Origin of the sequence: Campylobacter sp. BCW_6871 (assembly GCF_001762325.1) — a bacterium.
Lineage (GTDB): Bacteria > Campylobacterota > Campylobacteria > Campylobacterales > Campylobacteraceae > Campylobacter_D > Campylobacter_D jejuni.
In genome coordinates, this window is the sequence record NZ_MJWQ01000014.1 from 67794 (window position 1) to 81689 (window position 13896).

At 31.4% G+C, this 13896-nt stretch carries 18 protein-coding genes; all 18 read left to right on the top strand.

The features are described 5' to 3' along the window. Complete coding sequence (locus AJ930_RS01095; RefSeq protein WP_002860938.1) at positions 1-522, top strand: F0F1 ATP synthase subunit delta; 522 nt, start codon at positions 1-3, stop codon at positions 520-522. Positions 523-535: 13 nt separating this feature from the next. After that, positions 536-2041, top strand: coding sequence for a F0F1 ATP synthase subunit alpha (gene atpA, locus AJ930_RS01100; RefSeq protein ID WP_002860939.1), 1506 nt, complete (start codon positions 536-538; stop codon positions 2039-2041). An 8-nt stretch (positions 2042-2049) separates the two neighbouring features. Continuing rightward, positions 2050-2934, top strand: a complete 885-nt coding sequence (gene atpG / locus AJ930_RS01105) for an ATP synthase F1 subunit gamma (protein ID WP_002860587.1) — start codon at positions 2050-2052, stop codon at positions 2932-2934. Positions 2935-2958: 24 nt separating this feature from the next. Continuing rightward, a complete protein-coding gene (gene atpD / locus AJ930_RS01110) occupies positions 2959-4356 on the top strand; it encodes a F0F1 ATP synthase subunit beta (protein WP_002860940.1) in 1398 nt (465 codons plus the stop codon). A 3-nt stretch (positions 4357-4359) separates the two neighbouring features. Continuing rightward, a complete protein-coding gene (gene atpC / locus AJ930_RS01115) occupies positions 4360-4749 on the top strand; it encodes an ATP synthase F1 subunit epsilon (protein ID WP_002851752.1) in 390 nt (129 codons plus the stop codon). Continuing rightward, positions 4749-5303 carry a MotA/TolQ/ExbB proton channel family protein gene (locus AJ930_RS01120; protein ID WP_002854361.1) on the top strand — a complete coding sequence of 185 codons (555 nt, stop codon included), beginning with the start codon at positions 4749-4751 and terminating at the stop codon, positions 5301-5303. The genes atpC and AJ930_RS01120 overlap by 1 nt, the downstream gene beginning before the upstream one ends. Before the next feature lie 8 nt (positions 5304-5311). Beyond that, positions 5312-5701 carry an ExbD/TolR family protein gene (locus AJ930_RS01125; protein WP_070274718.1) on the top strand — a complete coding sequence of 130 codons (390 nt, stop codon included), beginning with the start codon at positions 5312-5314 and terminating at the stop codon, positions 5699-5701. A gap of 2 nt (positions 5702-5703) precedes the next feature. Continuing rightward, positions 5704-6483 (top strand): TonB C-terminal domain-containing protein, encoded by a 780-nt coding sequence (locus tag AJ930_RS01130; RefSeq protein WP_002860942.1) that lies wholly within the window; start codon positions 5704-5706, stop codon positions 6481-6483. A gap of 9 nt (positions 6484-6492) precedes the next feature. Further along, positions 6493-7701 (top strand): Tol-Pal system protein TolB, encoded by a 1209-nt coding sequence (gene tolB, locus AJ930_RS01135; protein ID WP_002860943.1) that lies wholly within the window; start codon positions 6493-6495, stop codon positions 7699-7701. Between the two features lie 76 nt (positions 7702-7777). Beyond that, positions 7778-8275: a peptidoglycan-associated lipoprotein Pal gene (gene pal, locus AJ930_RS01140; protein ID WP_002851617.1), complete on the top strand. Its 498-nt coding sequence runs from the start codon at positions 7778-7780 to the stop codon at positions 8273-8275. 3 nt (positions 8276-8278) lie between these two features. Then, entirely contained in the window at positions 8279-9226 is a 948-nt protein-coding gene (locus AJ930_RS01145; protein WP_070274719.1) for a tetratricopeptide repeat protein, read from the top strand. Between the two features lie 14 nt (positions 9227-9240). After that, positions 9241-9810 (top strand): FKBP-type peptidyl-prolyl cis-trans isomerase, encoded by a 570-nt coding sequence (locus tag AJ930_RS01150; protein WP_002860945.1) that lies wholly within the window; start codon positions 9241-9243, stop codon positions 9808-9810. A gap of 47 nt (positions 9811-9857) precedes the next feature. Then, positions 9858-10730, top strand: a complete 873-nt coding sequence (locus tag AJ930_RS01155) for an ACP S-malonyltransferase (protein ID WP_250482846.1) — start codon at positions 9858-9860, stop codon at positions 10728-10730. Further along, on the top strand, positions 10727-11416 hold the full coding sequence (gene pfs, locus AJ930_RS01160; RefSeq protein ID WP_002859787.1) for an aminodeoxyfutalosine nucleosidase: 690 nt from the start codon (positions 10727-10729) through the stop codon (positions 11414-11416). Before AJ930_RS01155 ends, pfs begins: the two co-directional genes overlap by 4 nt. Continuing rightward, positions 11413-12168, top strand: coding sequence for a tRNA 2-thiocytidine(32) synthetase TtcA (locus tag AJ930_RS01165; RefSeq protein ID WP_002860947.1), 756 nt, complete (start codon positions 11413-11415; stop codon positions 12166-12168). The genes pfs and AJ930_RS01165 overlap by 4 nt, the downstream gene beginning before the upstream one ends. A gap of 4 nt (positions 12169-12172) precedes the next feature. Continuing rightward, positions 12173-12694: an isochorismatase family cysteine hydrolase gene (locus AJ930_RS01170; RefSeq protein WP_002785057.1), complete on the top strand. Its 522-nt coding sequence runs from the start codon at positions 12173-12175 to the stop codon at positions 12692-12694. Then, positions 12694-13308: a recombination protein RecO gene (gene recO / locus AJ930_RS01175; RefSeq protein ID WP_002851895.1), complete on the top strand. Its 615-nt coding sequence runs from the start codon at positions 12694-12696 to the stop codon at positions 13306-13308. The genes AJ930_RS01170 and recO overlap by 1 nt, the downstream gene beginning before the upstream one ends. Beyond that, positions 13305-13709, top strand: a complete 405-nt coding sequence (gene ybeY / locus AJ930_RS01180; protein WP_002860948.1) for an rRNA maturation RNase YbeY — start codon at positions 13305-13307, stop codon at positions 13707-13709. The genes recO and ybeY overlap by 4 nt, the downstream gene beginning before the upstream one ends. Positions 13710-13896 lie beyond the last annotated feature (187 nt).

Below are 13896 nucleotides of genomic sequence, written 5' to 3' on the forward strand. Positions count from 1 at the left end.
ATGGAAAATATAATTGCAAGAAGATATGCAAAAGCGATAGCTTCAAGAACTGATATAAATGATTTTTATCAGAATTTGTGTATTTTAAATTTTGCTTTTGTTTTGCCAAAATTTAAAAATATTATAGAATCTAATGAGATTAAAAAAGAAAGAAAAATGGAATTTCTTGATTCTTTTTTTGATATTAAAAATTCTAGTTTTCAAAATTTTTTAAGACTTTTGATTGAAAATTCAAGATTAGAATGCATTCCTCAAATAGTTAAAGAACTTGAAAGACAAAAAGCTTTTAAAGAAAATATTTTTGTTGGTATTGTGTATTCTAAAGAAAAATTAAGTCAAGAAAATCTTAAAGATCTTGAAGTAAAACTTAACAAAAAATTTGATGCAAATATTAAATTAAACAATAAAATCAGTCAAGATGATAGTGTTAAAATAGAATTAGAAGAATTAGGTTATGAACTTTCTTTTTCTATGAAAGCTCTTCAAAATAAGCTAAACGAATATATATTGAAAATTATCTAAGGAGAAAAAGTAAATGAAATTTAAAGCTGATGAGATCAGTTCAATAATCAAAGAAAGAATTGAAAATTTTGATTTAAATCTTGAAATTGAAGAAACAGGAAAAATTATTTCTGTAGCTGATGGTGTTGCTAAGGTATATGGACTTAAGAATATTATGGCTGGAGAAATGGTAGAATTTGAAAATGGTGATAAAGGAATGGCCTTAAACCTTGAAGAGTCGAGTGTAGGTATTGTTATACTTGGAAAAGGAGAAGGTTTAAAAGAAGGTGCTTCTGTAAAAAGACTTAAGAAATTACTTAAAGTTCCAGTAGGTGAGGCTTTGATTGGCCGTGTTGTAAATGCTTTAGGTGAGCCAATTGATGCTAAAGGTGTGATCAATGCTAATGAATATCGTTTTGTTGAAGAAAAAGCAAAAGGTATTATGGCGAGAAAAAGTGTTCATGAGCCTTTACATACAGGAATTAAAGCTATTGATGCACTTGTGCCAATTGGTCGTGGTCAAAGAGAGCTTATCATAGGTGATAGACAAACAGGTAAAACTACTGTTGCTGTTGATACTATTATATCTCAAAGAGGTCAAGGGGTTATCTGTATATATGTTGCAATTGGTCAAAAGCAAAGTACAGTAGCACAAGTGGTTAAAAGACTAGAAGAACATGGTGCTATGGGATATACTATTGTTGTAAATGCTGGTGCTTCAGATCCTGCAGCTTTACAGTACTTAGCTCCATATACTGGTGTAACCATGGGCGAATTTTTTAGAGACAATGCAAAACATGCTTTAATTGTTTATGATGATTTGAGTAAGCACGCTGTAGCTTATCGCGAAATGTCTTTGATTTTGCGTCGTCCCCCAGGTCGTGAAGCTTATCCAGGCGATGTTTTTTATCTTCATTCAAGATTGCTTGAAAGAGCAAGCAAGCTAAATGATGAATTAGGTGCTGGTTCTTTGACGGCATTGCCGATAATTGAAACACAAGCAGGAGATGTTTCTGCTTATATTCCAACTAATGTTATTTCAATTACAGATGGACAAATTTTCTTAGAAACTGATTTATTTAACTCAGGAATTCGTCCTGCAATCAACGTTGGTTTATCGGTATCTCGTGTAGGTGGGGCTGCTCAAATTAAAGCTACAAAACAAGTTTCAGGTACATTAAGACTTGACCTTGCTCAATATAGAGAGCTCCAAGCTTTTGCACAATTTGCTAGTGATTTAGATGAGGCAAGTAGAAAACAACTTGAACGTGGACAAAGAATGGTTGAACTCTTAAAACAACCACCTTATTCTCCGCTTAGCGTTGAAAAACAAGTAGTTTTAATTTTTGCAGGAACCAAAGGTTTCTTAGATGATATTGCTGTTTCTAGAATTAAAGAATTTGAAGATGGAATTTATCCTTTTATTGAGGCAAAACATCCAGATATTTTTGAGCAAATTCGCTCTAAAAAAGCTTTAGATTCTGACTTGGAAGAAAAACTAGCTAAAGCAATTAATGAGTTTAAAGCAAATCATTTATAAGGTCTTTTATGTCTAATTTAAAAGAAATTAAAAGAAAAATTAAAAGTGTTCATAACACTCAAAAGACTACAAATGCTATGAAGCTAGTTTCTACTGCTAAGTTAAAAAAAGCAGAAGAAGCAGCTAAAAGATCAAAAATTTATGCACAAAAAATCGATGAAATTTTGAGTGAAATTTCATTTCAGATCAATAAAATTGTTCACAATGAAGATGATGTGCGTTTATCTTTGTTCCATAAAAAAGAACAAATTAAAACCGTAGATTTAATATTTATCACTGCAGATAAAGGTTTATGTGGTGGTTTTAATATTAAGACTTTAAAAACAGTAAGTGAAATGCTAAAAGAATATGAAGCAAAAAATATTAATATTCGTCTTAGAGCTATAGGTAAAACTGGGATTGAATATTTTAATTTTCAAAAAATAGAATTGTTAGAGAAATATTTCCATCTTAGTTCTAGTCCTGATTATGAGAAAGCATGTGAAGTAATTCATGCTGCTGTAGATGATTTTTTAAATGGAAATACAGATGAAGTGATTTTAGTTCATAATGGTTATAAAAATATGATTACCCAAGAACTTAAAATCAATCATCTTATTCCAGTTGAACCAAAGAGTATTGAACAGACTCATAATTCTCTTTTAGAGCTTGAACCGGAAGGAACTGAGCTTTTAGAAGATTTAATGAAAACATATTTTGAGTATAATATGTATTATGCGTTAATCGATTCTTTGGCAGCAGAGCATAGCGCAAGAATGCAAGCTATGGATAATGCAACTAATAACGCAAAAGCAAGAGTGAAACAACTAAATTTAGCTTATAACAAAGCAAGACAAGAATCCATTACTACTGAGCTTATAGAAATTATCAGTGGTGTTGAATCAATGAAATAGTAAATTTTAAGGAGAAGATAAATAATGCAAGGATTTATTTCACAGGTATTAGGTCCGGTTGTTGATGTAGATTTTAACGACTATTTACCTCAAATTAATGAAGCAATTGTTGTAAATTTTGAAAGCGAAGGAAAAAAACATAAACTTGTTTTAGAAGTAGCAGCTCATTTGGGAGATAATAGAGTTAGAACTATTGCTATGGATATGACAGATGGTTTGGTAAGGGGCTTAAAAGCTGAGGCTTTAGGTGCTCCTATTAGTGTTCCTGTTGGTGAGAAAGTTTTAGGAAGAATTTTCAATGTTACTGGAGATTTGATTGATGAAGGTGAAGAAATTCCTTTTGATAAAAAATGGGCAATTCATAGAGATCCGCCAGCTTTTGAAGATCAAAGCACAAAAAGTGAGATTTTTGAAACAGGAATTAAAGTTGTAGATTTGCTTGCTCCTTATGCAAAAGGTGGTAAAGTAGGTCTTTTTGGCGGTGCAGGTGTTGGCAAGACTGTTATTATTATGGAGCTTATTCACAATGTTGCATTTAAGCATAGTGGCTATTCTGTATTTGCAGGTGTGGGTGAGAGAACTCGTGAAGGAAATGACCTTTATAATGAAATGAAAGAAAGTAATGTTTTAGACAAAGTTGCTCTATGTTATGGACAAATGAATGAACCACCAGGGGCAAGAAATCGTATTGCTTTAACAGGTTTAACAATGGCTGAGTATTTTAGAGATGAAATGGGTCTTGATGTGCTTATGTTTATTGATAATATCTTTAGATTTTCACAATCAGGTTCTGAAATGTCAGCACTTTTAGGAAGAATTCCATCAGCTGTGGGTTATCAACCAACCTTAGCAAGTGAAATGGGTAAATTCCAAGAAAGAATTACTTCAACTAAAAAAGGCTCAATCACTTCAGTTCAAGCTGTTTACGTTCCAGCTGATGACTTAACCGACCCAGCTCCAGCAACTGTTTTTGCTCACTTAGATGCTACAACGGTTTTAAATAGAGCTATTGCTGAAAAGGGTATTTATCCTGCAGTTGACCCACTTGACTCAACTTCAAGAATGCTTGACCCAAATATCATTGGAGAAGAACATTATAAAGTTGCTCGTGGTGTTCAATCAGTGCTTCAAAAATACAAAGATTTACAAGATATCATCGCCATTTTAGGTATGGATGAGCTTAGCGAAGAGGATAAACTTGTAGTTGAAAGAGCAAGAAAGATTGAAAAATTCTTATCACAACCATTTTTCGTTGCAGAAGTTTTCACAGGTAGCCCAGGAAAATATATAAGCCTTGAAGATACAATAGCAGGATTTAAGGGAATTTTAGAAGGTAAATATGATCATTTACCAGAAAATGCTTTCTATATGGTTGGAAATATAGATGAAGCTATTGCAAAAGCGGATAAATTAAAAGGTTAATTTATGAACGATTTGATTAATTTCGAGATAGTTACGCCTTTGGGTGTAATCTATCAAGGAGAAGTAAAATCTGTTACTTTACCGGGTAGTGAAGGAGAATTTGGTGTGCTTAAAGGACATGCTGCTTTGGTTTCTTCTTTAAAATCTGGAGTAATTGATATTGAAAAAGCTGATTTAAATCATGAATTAATTGCTATTGATGCTGGGCATGCAAAGGTAGATGAAGATAAGATTTGCGTGCTAGCAAAGGGTGCGGTTTGGGTTTGCGGAAGTGATGAAAGTGAGATTGAAAAAAATCTTGCTCAAGCAAAAGATTTGATCAAATCTATGAGTTCTGATAATGCAGCTTTAGCAGCAACTTTTTCAAAACTTGATAATGCAAGGATGCATTAATGAATTTTGAAGCTATATTTCATTTTTTCAATAGTTCAAGTATTATTACTTATATAGTTTTATTATGGCTTTCTTTATATTTTATTTTAGCGTTTAGTATTTTGTTTGCTAGATTGACTTATTTGGCTACATGGAGAAATAAGGAAAAAGAAAGTTTAGAAACTTTGCTCTTGGGTGAGAAGGATTTAAGTCGTACTGATTCGATTTTAAGAAAATGCAATGATACAACTTCAAATCATTTAGAAATCTATAAAAATTTAGCAAGTCGTCGCGCTTCTGCTGGACTTACTTGGCTTAGTATTATTGCTTCAACTTCACCTTTTATAGGTCTTTTTGGGACAGTTATTTCTATACTTGAAACTTTTGGTGGGCTTGGAACTCAAAATTCTTTAAGTATCATAGCTCCTAAAATCAGCGAGGCTTTAGTTGCTACAGGTTGTGGTATTTTAGTGGCAATTCCTGCTTATACATTTCATCTTATCATTAAAAGAAAAGCTTTCGAACTTTTAAGCATTATTGATAGCGAGATTAAAGTTATAAGTTCGAGTAAATAAGGTTAAAAATGCCATTTGATGATGAAAAACCTGAACTTAATATCACGCCTTTAGTAGATATTATGCTTGTATTGCTTGCGATTTTAATGGTAACAGCTCCAAGCATTACTTATGAAGAAAAAATTAATCTTCCACAAGGTAGTCAAAAAAATACTAGCTCTCCAACTGTTAAGAGTTTAATTATTAATATTAATGCAAAAAAAGAAATTTTTTTAAATCAAGAAAAATACGATTTTATAAGTTTTGCTGACAATCTTGCTCAAAGAAAAGCACAATTTAATACCGAAGATCCGGTTTTTATACGCGCTGATAAAAGCTTAAAATATGACGATGTTATTTTAGTCTTAAGAAGTGTAAAAAATTTAGGATTTAATAAAGTTGCTTTACAGACTGAATAATCATGAAAAATTATGGTTTGAGTAATTTAAATTCGTTTTTACTTGCTTTAGTAATATATATCAGTATAGTAATTCTTGTTTTTTTTAGACTTGTAAGCGAGGTTGAACCTGCTATACAATATACCGATATAAAAGATAGTTTTGTAGATATTGAACTTGCTGAACCATCAAAACAAGTTATTACTCAAAGCAACACTCCTAAAGAAATACAAAAACCAACAGAGCAAATTGATATAGAAAAGCTTTTTGCTCAGACTACAAATAAAACAGTTAAAACTGAAGATATTGACCAAAAGGCAAGTAATTTTAATGAGCTTTTTGGAAATATTAAAGAAATACAAGAAGAAAAGACTACAAAAATTCAATCAAGTGCTAAATCAGGAATTTCTAGTGCTCCAAAACCTCAAGCTTCCGAACTTGTAAAACAACTTAATGATAGTTTACTTCAAGAAGAAAGTTCAACGCAAGGAGAAAACACAAAGGCGCAAAAGATTGGAATTTATGATGAATTTTTAGGGAAAGTTGTGCGTATTATCACTCAAAGATGGACTCAGTATTATCCAAATAGTGAAAAAATTTCTGTTAAGGTAAAAATTTTTATTGATGAAAATGGAAAATTTGGCTATACTTCAGTTGAAAAAAGTGGGAATCCTTTATATGATGCTAAAGTGGCTGAATTTTTAGAAAGTCAAAAAGGTAAATTTATTACTTATCCTCCGCAAAATAAAAATATAAGCATTACCATGAATTTAAGAGATGAAGCAAAAGTTAAAAATGATTAGGAGAAAAAAATGAAAAAAATTGTAGCAATTTTTTTAGTCTTTTTAGGAAGTCTTTGGGCAGAAGATCCAGTGATTGATGTTGTTAATTCTGGTGTAGTTTTACCAAAGATTATTGTTAAAGACAATTCAAATTTAAGTGATGAGAATTTAAAGAAAAGCTTTTATAATATCATTGTGAACGATTTGAAAGTAAGTTCAAACTTTGAAGTTGTTGCTAATGCAACTGAGACAAGTAATTATACTTTTGAATACGCTTTAAATAAAAATGGTAACACTTTGAGTTTAAATGTAAAAATAAAAGCTGGCGGTTCTGATAAGTCAGAGCAAACTTATACTTTAAATGGTTTAGAGCAATATCCATTTTTGGCACATAAAAGCGTCAAAGCTTCTGTAAATGCGTTAGGACTTGCACCTGTTGATTGGATGGATCATAAAATTTTGATCGCGAGAAATTCTAGCTCTAAGAAAAGTCAAATTATTATGGCTGATTATACTTTAACTTATCAAAAAGTTATTGTTGATGGTGGGCTTAATTTATTTCCAAAATGGGGAAATAAAGAACAAACTCTATTTTATTATACAGCTTATGATCATGATAAGCCAACTTTATACCGTTATGATTTAAATACCAATAAAGCTAGTAAAATTTTATCAAGCGGCGGTATGGTTGTAGCAAGTGATGTGAGTGTAGATGGAAGTAAACTACTTGTTACCATGGCTCCAAAAGATCAGCCTGATGTTTATTTATATGACTTAAATACCAAAAATCTAACACAATTAACTAATTATTCTGGTATTGATGTTAATGGAAATTTTATTGGCTCAGATGATAGTAAAGTGGTATTTGTAAGCGATCGTTTAGGATATCCTAATATTTTTATGCAAGATTTAAATAGCAATAGTGCTGAACAAGTTGTTTTTCATGGTAGAAACAATTCGGCTGTTTCGACTTATAAAGATTTTTTGGTTTACTCAAGTCGTGAACCAAATCAAGCAGGTGTTTTTAATATTTATTTGATGTCAATTAATAGTGATTATATTCGTCAACTTACAGCAAATGGAAAAAATTTATTTCCAAGATTTTCTAGTGACGGTGGAAGTATAGTATTTATTAAATATTTAGGTGCGCAAAGTGCTTTAGGTGTTATTCGTGTAAATGCAAATAAGACTTTTTATTTTCCTCTTAGGGTTGGAAAAATTCAATCAATTGATTGGTAAAAATTTCAATTTTAGGTTAAAATTAATTAAAAATTAGATATAATAGTAAGAATTTATTAACTTTGAAAGGTCATAAATGAAAAAAATTCTTTTTACTTCAATTGCAGCTCTTGCAGTTGTTATTAGTGGTTGTAGCACAAAAAGCACTAGCGTAAGCGGTGATAGTAGTGTTGATTCAAATCGTGGTTCAGGTGGAAGTGATGGTTGGGATATTGATTCAAAAATTTCTCAACTTAATGATACTTTAAATAAAGTATATTTTGATTTTGATAAATTCAACATTCGTCCTGATATGCAAAATGTTGTAAGCACGAATGCTAATATCTTTAACACTGAAGTAAGCGGTGTAAGTATTACTGTTGAAGGAAACTGCGATGAGTGGGGAACTGATGAATATAACCAAGCTCTAGGTTTAAAAAGAGCAAAAGCTGTAAAAGAAGCTTTAATCGCTAAAGGTGTAAATGCTGATAGAATTGCTGTTAAAAGCTATGGAGAAACAAATCCTGTGTGCACTGAAAAAACTAAAGCTTGTGATGCGCAAAACAGACGTGCTGAATTTAAATTATCAAGATAATTAATGAAAAAAATATTCACAGTAGCTCTTCTTGGAGCTACTTTACTTTATGCAGAAAGCTCAGCTTTTGGTGCAGGAGATATAACAAGCAATTCTTCTTATGGTTTAACTTCAAATGAAAAATTATTTAAAGAAAAGTTAGATAATTTAAATAATGAAAATATACAAACAAATGCTAGAATTAATGAAATTAACGAAAGAATCGAGGGTTTACAAAGCACTTTAGAAGGTATAAATTCTCAATATGCTAAATCAAATTCTAGATTAAGTCAAGTTGAAGAGAATAATCAAAATATTGAAAATAATTTTACTAGTGAAATTCAAAAATTAAAGGCTTATGTTGAAGAAAGTAGAAAAATTCAAGAAGCTAATAATAAGCAAGTAAAAAAAGTTTTAGCCGAACTTAGTTCTTTAGTAGATGCTATTAATGCAAATTATGTTTCTAAAAACGAATTAAATGATGCAAATTTAAGCGTTAAAACTATTACACCTAGTGTTGTTGTTTCAACTGCAGATTCAAATAGTACCATTGAAAACAATAATACTCAAAATACCCAGGATGATAAAGCAAAACAAATTGATGAATCTTGGAAAAAGAAAAAAAATAATGAAATTTTAGAATTAGCGATAAAAGATTTTGATAAAAATGCTTTTGAAGATTCCAAAGCAAAATTAAATTTTCTCATAACAAAGCAGTATAAACCTGCAAGAGCAAATTTTTGGTTAGGGGAGATCGAGTATAAACAAAAAAATTATAACAATGCTATTGTTTATTATAAAAAAAGTTCTTCTTTGAGTACAAAAGGGGATTATTTCCCAAAACTTTTATATCATACTGCCATTTCATTGGATAAAACAGGTGATACAAAAACAGCAAATGGTTTTTATAAAGCTTTAAAAACTAATTATCCAAATTCACCCGAAGCAAAAGCTTCACCTAATAGAAAATAAATTAAGGAGATAAAATGGCTATAGAAAAAAATAGCGTAGTTTCAATGTTTTATGAGTTAAAAGACGCAAATACAAATGAAGTTTTAGAATCAAATTTATACTCTCAACCTATTTCTTTTATTTTAGGCAAAGGTCAGATTTTAGAAAGCTTAGAAGAAGAAGTGATGAAGCTTGATTGCCCTAGCAATGCTGATGTGGTAATTCAAAAAGAAAAAGGTTTAGGCGAATACGATGAAAATGCAATTCAAACTTTGCCAAAAGAGCAATTTGCAGGTATTGATTTAAAGGTAGGTATGGAGCTTTTTGGCGAAGGTGAAAATGGTGAAACCGTTCGTGTAACTGTAAAAGAAATTGGCGAAAATGATGTCACAATTGATTATAATCATCCTTATGCAGGTCGTGATTTGCTTTTTTCTTTAAATATCGTAGATGCTAGAGCTGCGAGTGAAGATGAAATTCTTACAGGTATTATCGCAGGAAGTCATAGTTGTGGTTGTGGAAGCGGACATAAACACGATCATCATCACGGACACGGTGGCGGCGGTTGCTGTGGCGGCGGCGGTTGTGGTTGTGGTTGTCATTAATGAATACTGCATTTATATTTCCAGGTCAAGGCTCTCAAAGTCTTGGCATGGGAAAAGATTTTTATGAAAACTCTATAAAAGCCAAAGAACTCCTTCAAAACGCAAGTGATTTTTGTAAGATTGATTTTAAACATTTGCTTTTTGAAGAAAACGAAAAACTCAATCAAAGTGAATTTACTCAACCTGCCATCGTTTTAAATTCCTTAATGGCTTATAGTGTTTTGCTTGAAAAAAAATCTGATTTAAGTTCGAAATTTGCCTTAGGGCATTCTTTAGGTGAATTTTCAGCCTTAGCTGTTAATGGTGCTTTTGATTTTTTAGAGGCTCTTTCTTTGGTCAATAAAAGAGGGCTTTTTATGCAAGAAGATTGTGTAAAAGTTGAAGCGGGTATGATGGTTGTTTTAGGGCTTGGTGATGAAAGAGTTGAAGAGCTTTGCCAAAAAGCACAAAAAGAAAATAAGCAAATTTTCGCTGCAAATTATAACTGCGATGGACAAATCGTTGTAGCAGGTTTAAAACCTGATTTAGCAAGTTATGAAAGTGTATTTAAAGAAGCAGGAGCTAAAAGAGCTATGCTTTTAAATATGAGCGTGGCAAGTCATTGTCCTCTTTTGGAAAATGCTTCAGCTAAGCTTTGTGTGGAGCTTGAAAAGGTGTTAAAACCAAATTTTAAAGCCGTAATTTCTAACGCAAATGCCAAAATTTACACAAGCAAAGAAGAAGCCCTTGAGTTTTTAAAAGCACAACTTATCTCTCCTGTGCTTTATAAACAAAGCATTAAGGCATGTGAAAATGAAGTAGATTATTTCATAGAATTTGGCGCAAGTGTGCTTAAGGGTTTGAATAAAAAAATCACTTCAAAAGAAACTTATGCTTTAACAAATATGAATGATATTGATGAATTTTTAAAGGTTATATGATGAAAATAGCAATTTTAGGAGCCATGAGTGAAGAAATCACTCCTTTACTTGAAACACTTAAAGATTATACAAAAATAGAACACGCTAATAATACTTATTATTTTGCAAAGTATAAAAATCATGAACTTGTTTTAGCGTATTCTAAAATCGGCAAGGTAAATTCTACTCTTAGTGCTAGTGTGATGATAGAAAAATTTGGCGCACAAGCTTTGCTTTTTACAGGAGTTGCGGGTGCTTTTAATCCTGAACTTGAAATTGGCGATTTGCTTTACGCAACAAAATTAGCTCAATACGATCTTGATATTACCGCTTTTGGACATCCTTTAGGTTTTGTTCCAGGTAATGAAATTTTTATCAAAACCGATGAGAAATTAAACAATCTTGCTTTAGAAGTTGCTAAGGAATTAAATATCAAACTGCGTGCAGGCATTATTGCAACGGGAGATGAGTTTATTTGCGATGAAGCAAAAAAAGCAAAAATTAGAGAAATTTTCAATGCGGATGCTTGTGAAATGGAAGGCGCAAGTGTGGCTTTGGTTTGTGATGCTTTAAAGGTGCCTTGTTTTATCTTAAGAGCTATGAGTGATAAAGCAGGGGAAAAGGCTGAATTTGATTTTGATGAATTTGTGATCAATTCAGCTAAAATTTCAGCCAATTTTGTGCTTAAAATGTGCGAGAAGTTATGATAAATCTTAGCAAAAAACTCATACGCCAAGTTGCACAAGCTAATGCTAAATTTGGACTTATTAAAGATGGAGATAGGGTTCTTTTAGGGCTTAGTGGCGGGAAAGATTCTTTGGCTTTAGCCCATCTTTTAAATCGTATGCAAGCTCATGCTCCTTTTAAATTTGAACTTGAAGCGGTAACTTTGAGTTATGGCATGGGCGAGGATTATTCTCATCTTCATGCACATTGTGAAGAACACGGCATTAAACATAGCGTGCTTGATTCAAATATTTATGAAGTTTCAGGCGATACCATAAGAGAAAATTCAAGTTTTTGTAGTTATTTTTCGAGAATGCGTCGTGGAGCTTTATATACTTACGCTCTTGAAAAAGGTTTTAACAAGCTTGCTATAGCCCATCATTTAGATGATGCAGCAGAAAGCTTTTTTATGAATTTTATTCATAATGGAGCTTTAAGAACCTTAGCGCCTATTTATCAAAGCAAACGCGGTGTAATTGTGATACGCCCTTTGATTTTTGTGCGAGAAAGACAGCTTAGGGATAATGCTACACAAAATGAACTTAGCGTGATAGGAAATGAATTTTGTCCTGGTATGAAACTCAGCGAAAAAAATGTAAAATTCCCCCACGCTAGAGAAGAAGCTAAACAGCTTTTAGCAAATTTAGAAAAAGATCATCCTAAGCTTTTTACAAGTTTAAAAACCGCTTTTGCCAATTTACACACGGAGAGTTTTTGGCTTCAAAAGGCATAAAAGCATGAAAAAAGCTTTTGTTTTAGTGGATTATCAAAATGATTTTATTGATGGAAGTTTAGGTTTTGATAAGGCTTTAAAAATCAAAGAAAATATTCTTAAAGCCTTAAATCAAATCGATTTTAATAACACGCATTTGCTTTTAACCTATGATACGCATGATGAACATTATCTACAAAGTAAAGAAGGTTTAAATTTACCTGTAAAACATTGTATTAAAGAGAGTTTGGGTTGGCAAATGCCAAAGGAATTTGAACCTTTTTTACAAAAAGCTCATAAAATTTTTTATAAAAATACTTTTGGTAGCTTAGAACTAGCTAATTTCATACAAAAAAGCGATTATGAAGAACTTCATTTTGCAGGGCTTGTTTCTCATATTTGTGTGTTTTGTAATATCATTTTAGCTTTTGGCGCTAAGCCTAATGCAAGGATAATTTTACACCAAAATTTAAGTGCAAGTTTTGATGAAAATTTAGAAAAATCCGCTTTTGATATACTTAGGGCTTATGGTATTGAAATTGTTTAATGCAAGGCTTTATACTTCATACTCAAAAAGTTAAAGATGAGGATTTGATCGTTTATATTTTAAGTCCTAAAATGCTTATTAAGGCTTATCGTTTTTATGGACTTAGACATTCTAGTATTTTAAGCGGCTATAAAATCGACTTTGCTTTAGAAGAAAATCCTAGTTTTTTACCAAGACTTAAAGATGTATTGCATTTGGGATTTTTATGGATTATGCAAAGGGATAAAATGCTTATTTGGCAAGAATTTATCCGTCTTTTATATAGACACTTAAAAGATGTGGAAGAGCTTGATAGTTTTTATTTTGATTTACTTGATGAGTGTGTGAAAAGGTTTGAAAAACAAAATCCAAAGCGTGTTATTGTTGATGCTTATTTAAAAATTTTGGAATTTGAAGGAAGATTGCATAAAGATTTTTTTTGTTTTGCCTGTGATGAGAAAATTCAAAATTCCATTACATTACTAAGGGCTTTTTTACCTTCGCATTCTCAATGTGCTTTAGGATTTGAGTTTGAAGAGAAAAAACTAAAACAATTTTATAGCAGTAAAAATTGTGCGATTTTTGATGATGAAGAAATAGAAAATTTATATCATTTGATTAAGGAAGGTTTATGATATTAAGTAATGAAAAATGTGATTTTTTAGAATCTATAGCAAGTTTTTTAAGTCCTAAAGATGTGGAGCTTGTCTTTGTGGATAGTAAAGAAATGCAAGAAATTAACTTAGAGCAAAGAAAACAAGATAAAACCACTGATGTACTTTCTTTTCCGCTTGAAAATATCGATGAGAGTTTGCCTTTGGGTTCTGTTGTGATTAATGTGGATTTGGCAAAAGAAAAGGCTAAAGAGTTAGGGCATAGCTATGAAGAAGAAATAAGCTTGCTTTTTATCCACGCTATGCTTCATTTGTTAGGTTTTGATCATGAAAATGATAATGGAGAAATGAGAGAAAAAGAGAAAGAACTTATAGAGTATTTCAATTTGCCTAAAAGTTTGATTGTAAGGACTTTGGGATAACTCCACCCCAAAACGGAACAGATTTTGCTTATATTATTTTAATATATTTAGATTGAAGGCAGAAAAATCTAAATCAAGGAATTAATATGAGTATCTTTAGCATCAATGATAACTCAAACTATAATTCTATACTTTCACAAGCAAAAGCTAATAAAGAAAGTAAAGAAAATTCTAAAATAAGTTTTGC

What these genes read in the sequence shown, in the direction of transcription:
- atpA (WP_002860939.1), top strand. Translation starts at nt 536, where the DNA reads ATGAAATTTAAAGCTGATGAGATCAGTTCAATAATCAAAGAAAGAATT.
- tolB (WP_002860943.1), top strand. Translation starts at nt 6,493, where the DNA reads ATGAAAAAAATTGTAGCAATTTTTTTAGTCTTTTTAGGAAGTCTTTGG.
- AJ930_RS01165 (WP_002860947.1), top strand. Translation starts at nt 11,413, where the DNA reads ATGATAAATCTTAGCAAAAAACTCATACGCCAAGTTGCACAAGCTAAT.
- AJ930_RS01130 (WP_002860942.1), top strand. Translation starts at nt 5,704, where the DNA reads ATGAAAAATTATGGTTTGAGTAATTTAAATTCGTTTTTACTTGCTTTA.
- AJ930_RS01150 (WP_002860945.1), top strand. Translation starts at nt 9,241, where the DNA reads ATGGCTATAGAAAAAAATAGCGTAGTTTCAATGTTTTATGAGTTAAAA.
- atpD (WP_002860940.1), top strand. Translation starts at nt 2,959, where the DNA reads ATGCAAGGATTTATTTCACAGGTATTAGGTCCGGTTGTTGATGTAGAT.
- atpG (WP_002860587.1), top strand. Translation starts at nt 2,050, where the DNA reads ATGTCTAATTTAAAAGAAATTAAAAGAAAAATTAAAAGTGTTCATAAC.
- pal (WP_002851617.1), top strand. Translation starts at nt 7,778, where the DNA reads ATGAAAAAAATTCTTTTTACTTCAATTGCAGCTCTTGCAGTTGTTATT.
- AJ930_RS01095 (WP_002860938.1), top strand. Translation starts at nt 1, where the DNA reads ATGGAAAATATAATTGCAAGAAGATATGCAAAAGCGATAGCTTCAAGA.
- atpC (WP_002851752.1), top strand. Translation starts at nt 4,360, where the DNA reads ATGAACGATTTGATTAATTTCGAGATAGTTACGCCTTTGGGTGTAATC.
- ybeY (WP_002860948.1), top strand. Translation starts at nt 13,305, where the DNA reads ATGATATTAAGTAATGAAAAATGTGATTTTTTAGAATCTATAGCAAGT.
- recO (WP_002851895.1), top strand. Translation starts at nt 12,694, where the DNA reads ATGCAAGGCTTTATACTTCATACTCAAAAAGTTAAAGATGAGGATTTG.
- AJ930_RS01125 (WP_070274718.1), top strand. Translation starts at nt 5,312, where the DNA reads ATGCCATTTGATGATGAAAAACCTGAACTTAATATCACGCCTTTAGTA.
- AJ930_RS01145 (WP_070274719.1), top strand. Translation starts at nt 8,279, where the DNA reads ATGAAAAAAATATTCACAGTAGCTCTTCTTGGAGCTACTTTACTTTAT.
- AJ930_RS01170 (WP_002785057.1), top strand. Translation starts at nt 12,173, where the DNA reads ATGAAAAAAGCTTTTGTTTTAGTGGATTATCAAAATGATTTTATTGAT.
- AJ930_RS01120 (WP_002854361.1), top strand. Translation starts at nt 4,749, where the DNA reads ATGAATTTTGAAGCTATATTTCATTTTTTCAATAGTTCAAGTATTATT.
- AJ930_RS01155 (WP_250482846.1), top strand. Translation starts at nt 9,858, where the DNA reads ATGGGAAAAGATTTTTATGAAAACTCTATAAAAGCCAAAGAACTCCTT.
- pfs (WP_002859787.1), top strand. Translation starts at nt 10,727, where the DNA reads ATGATGAAAATAGCAATTTTAGGAGCCATGAGTGAAGAAATCACTCCT.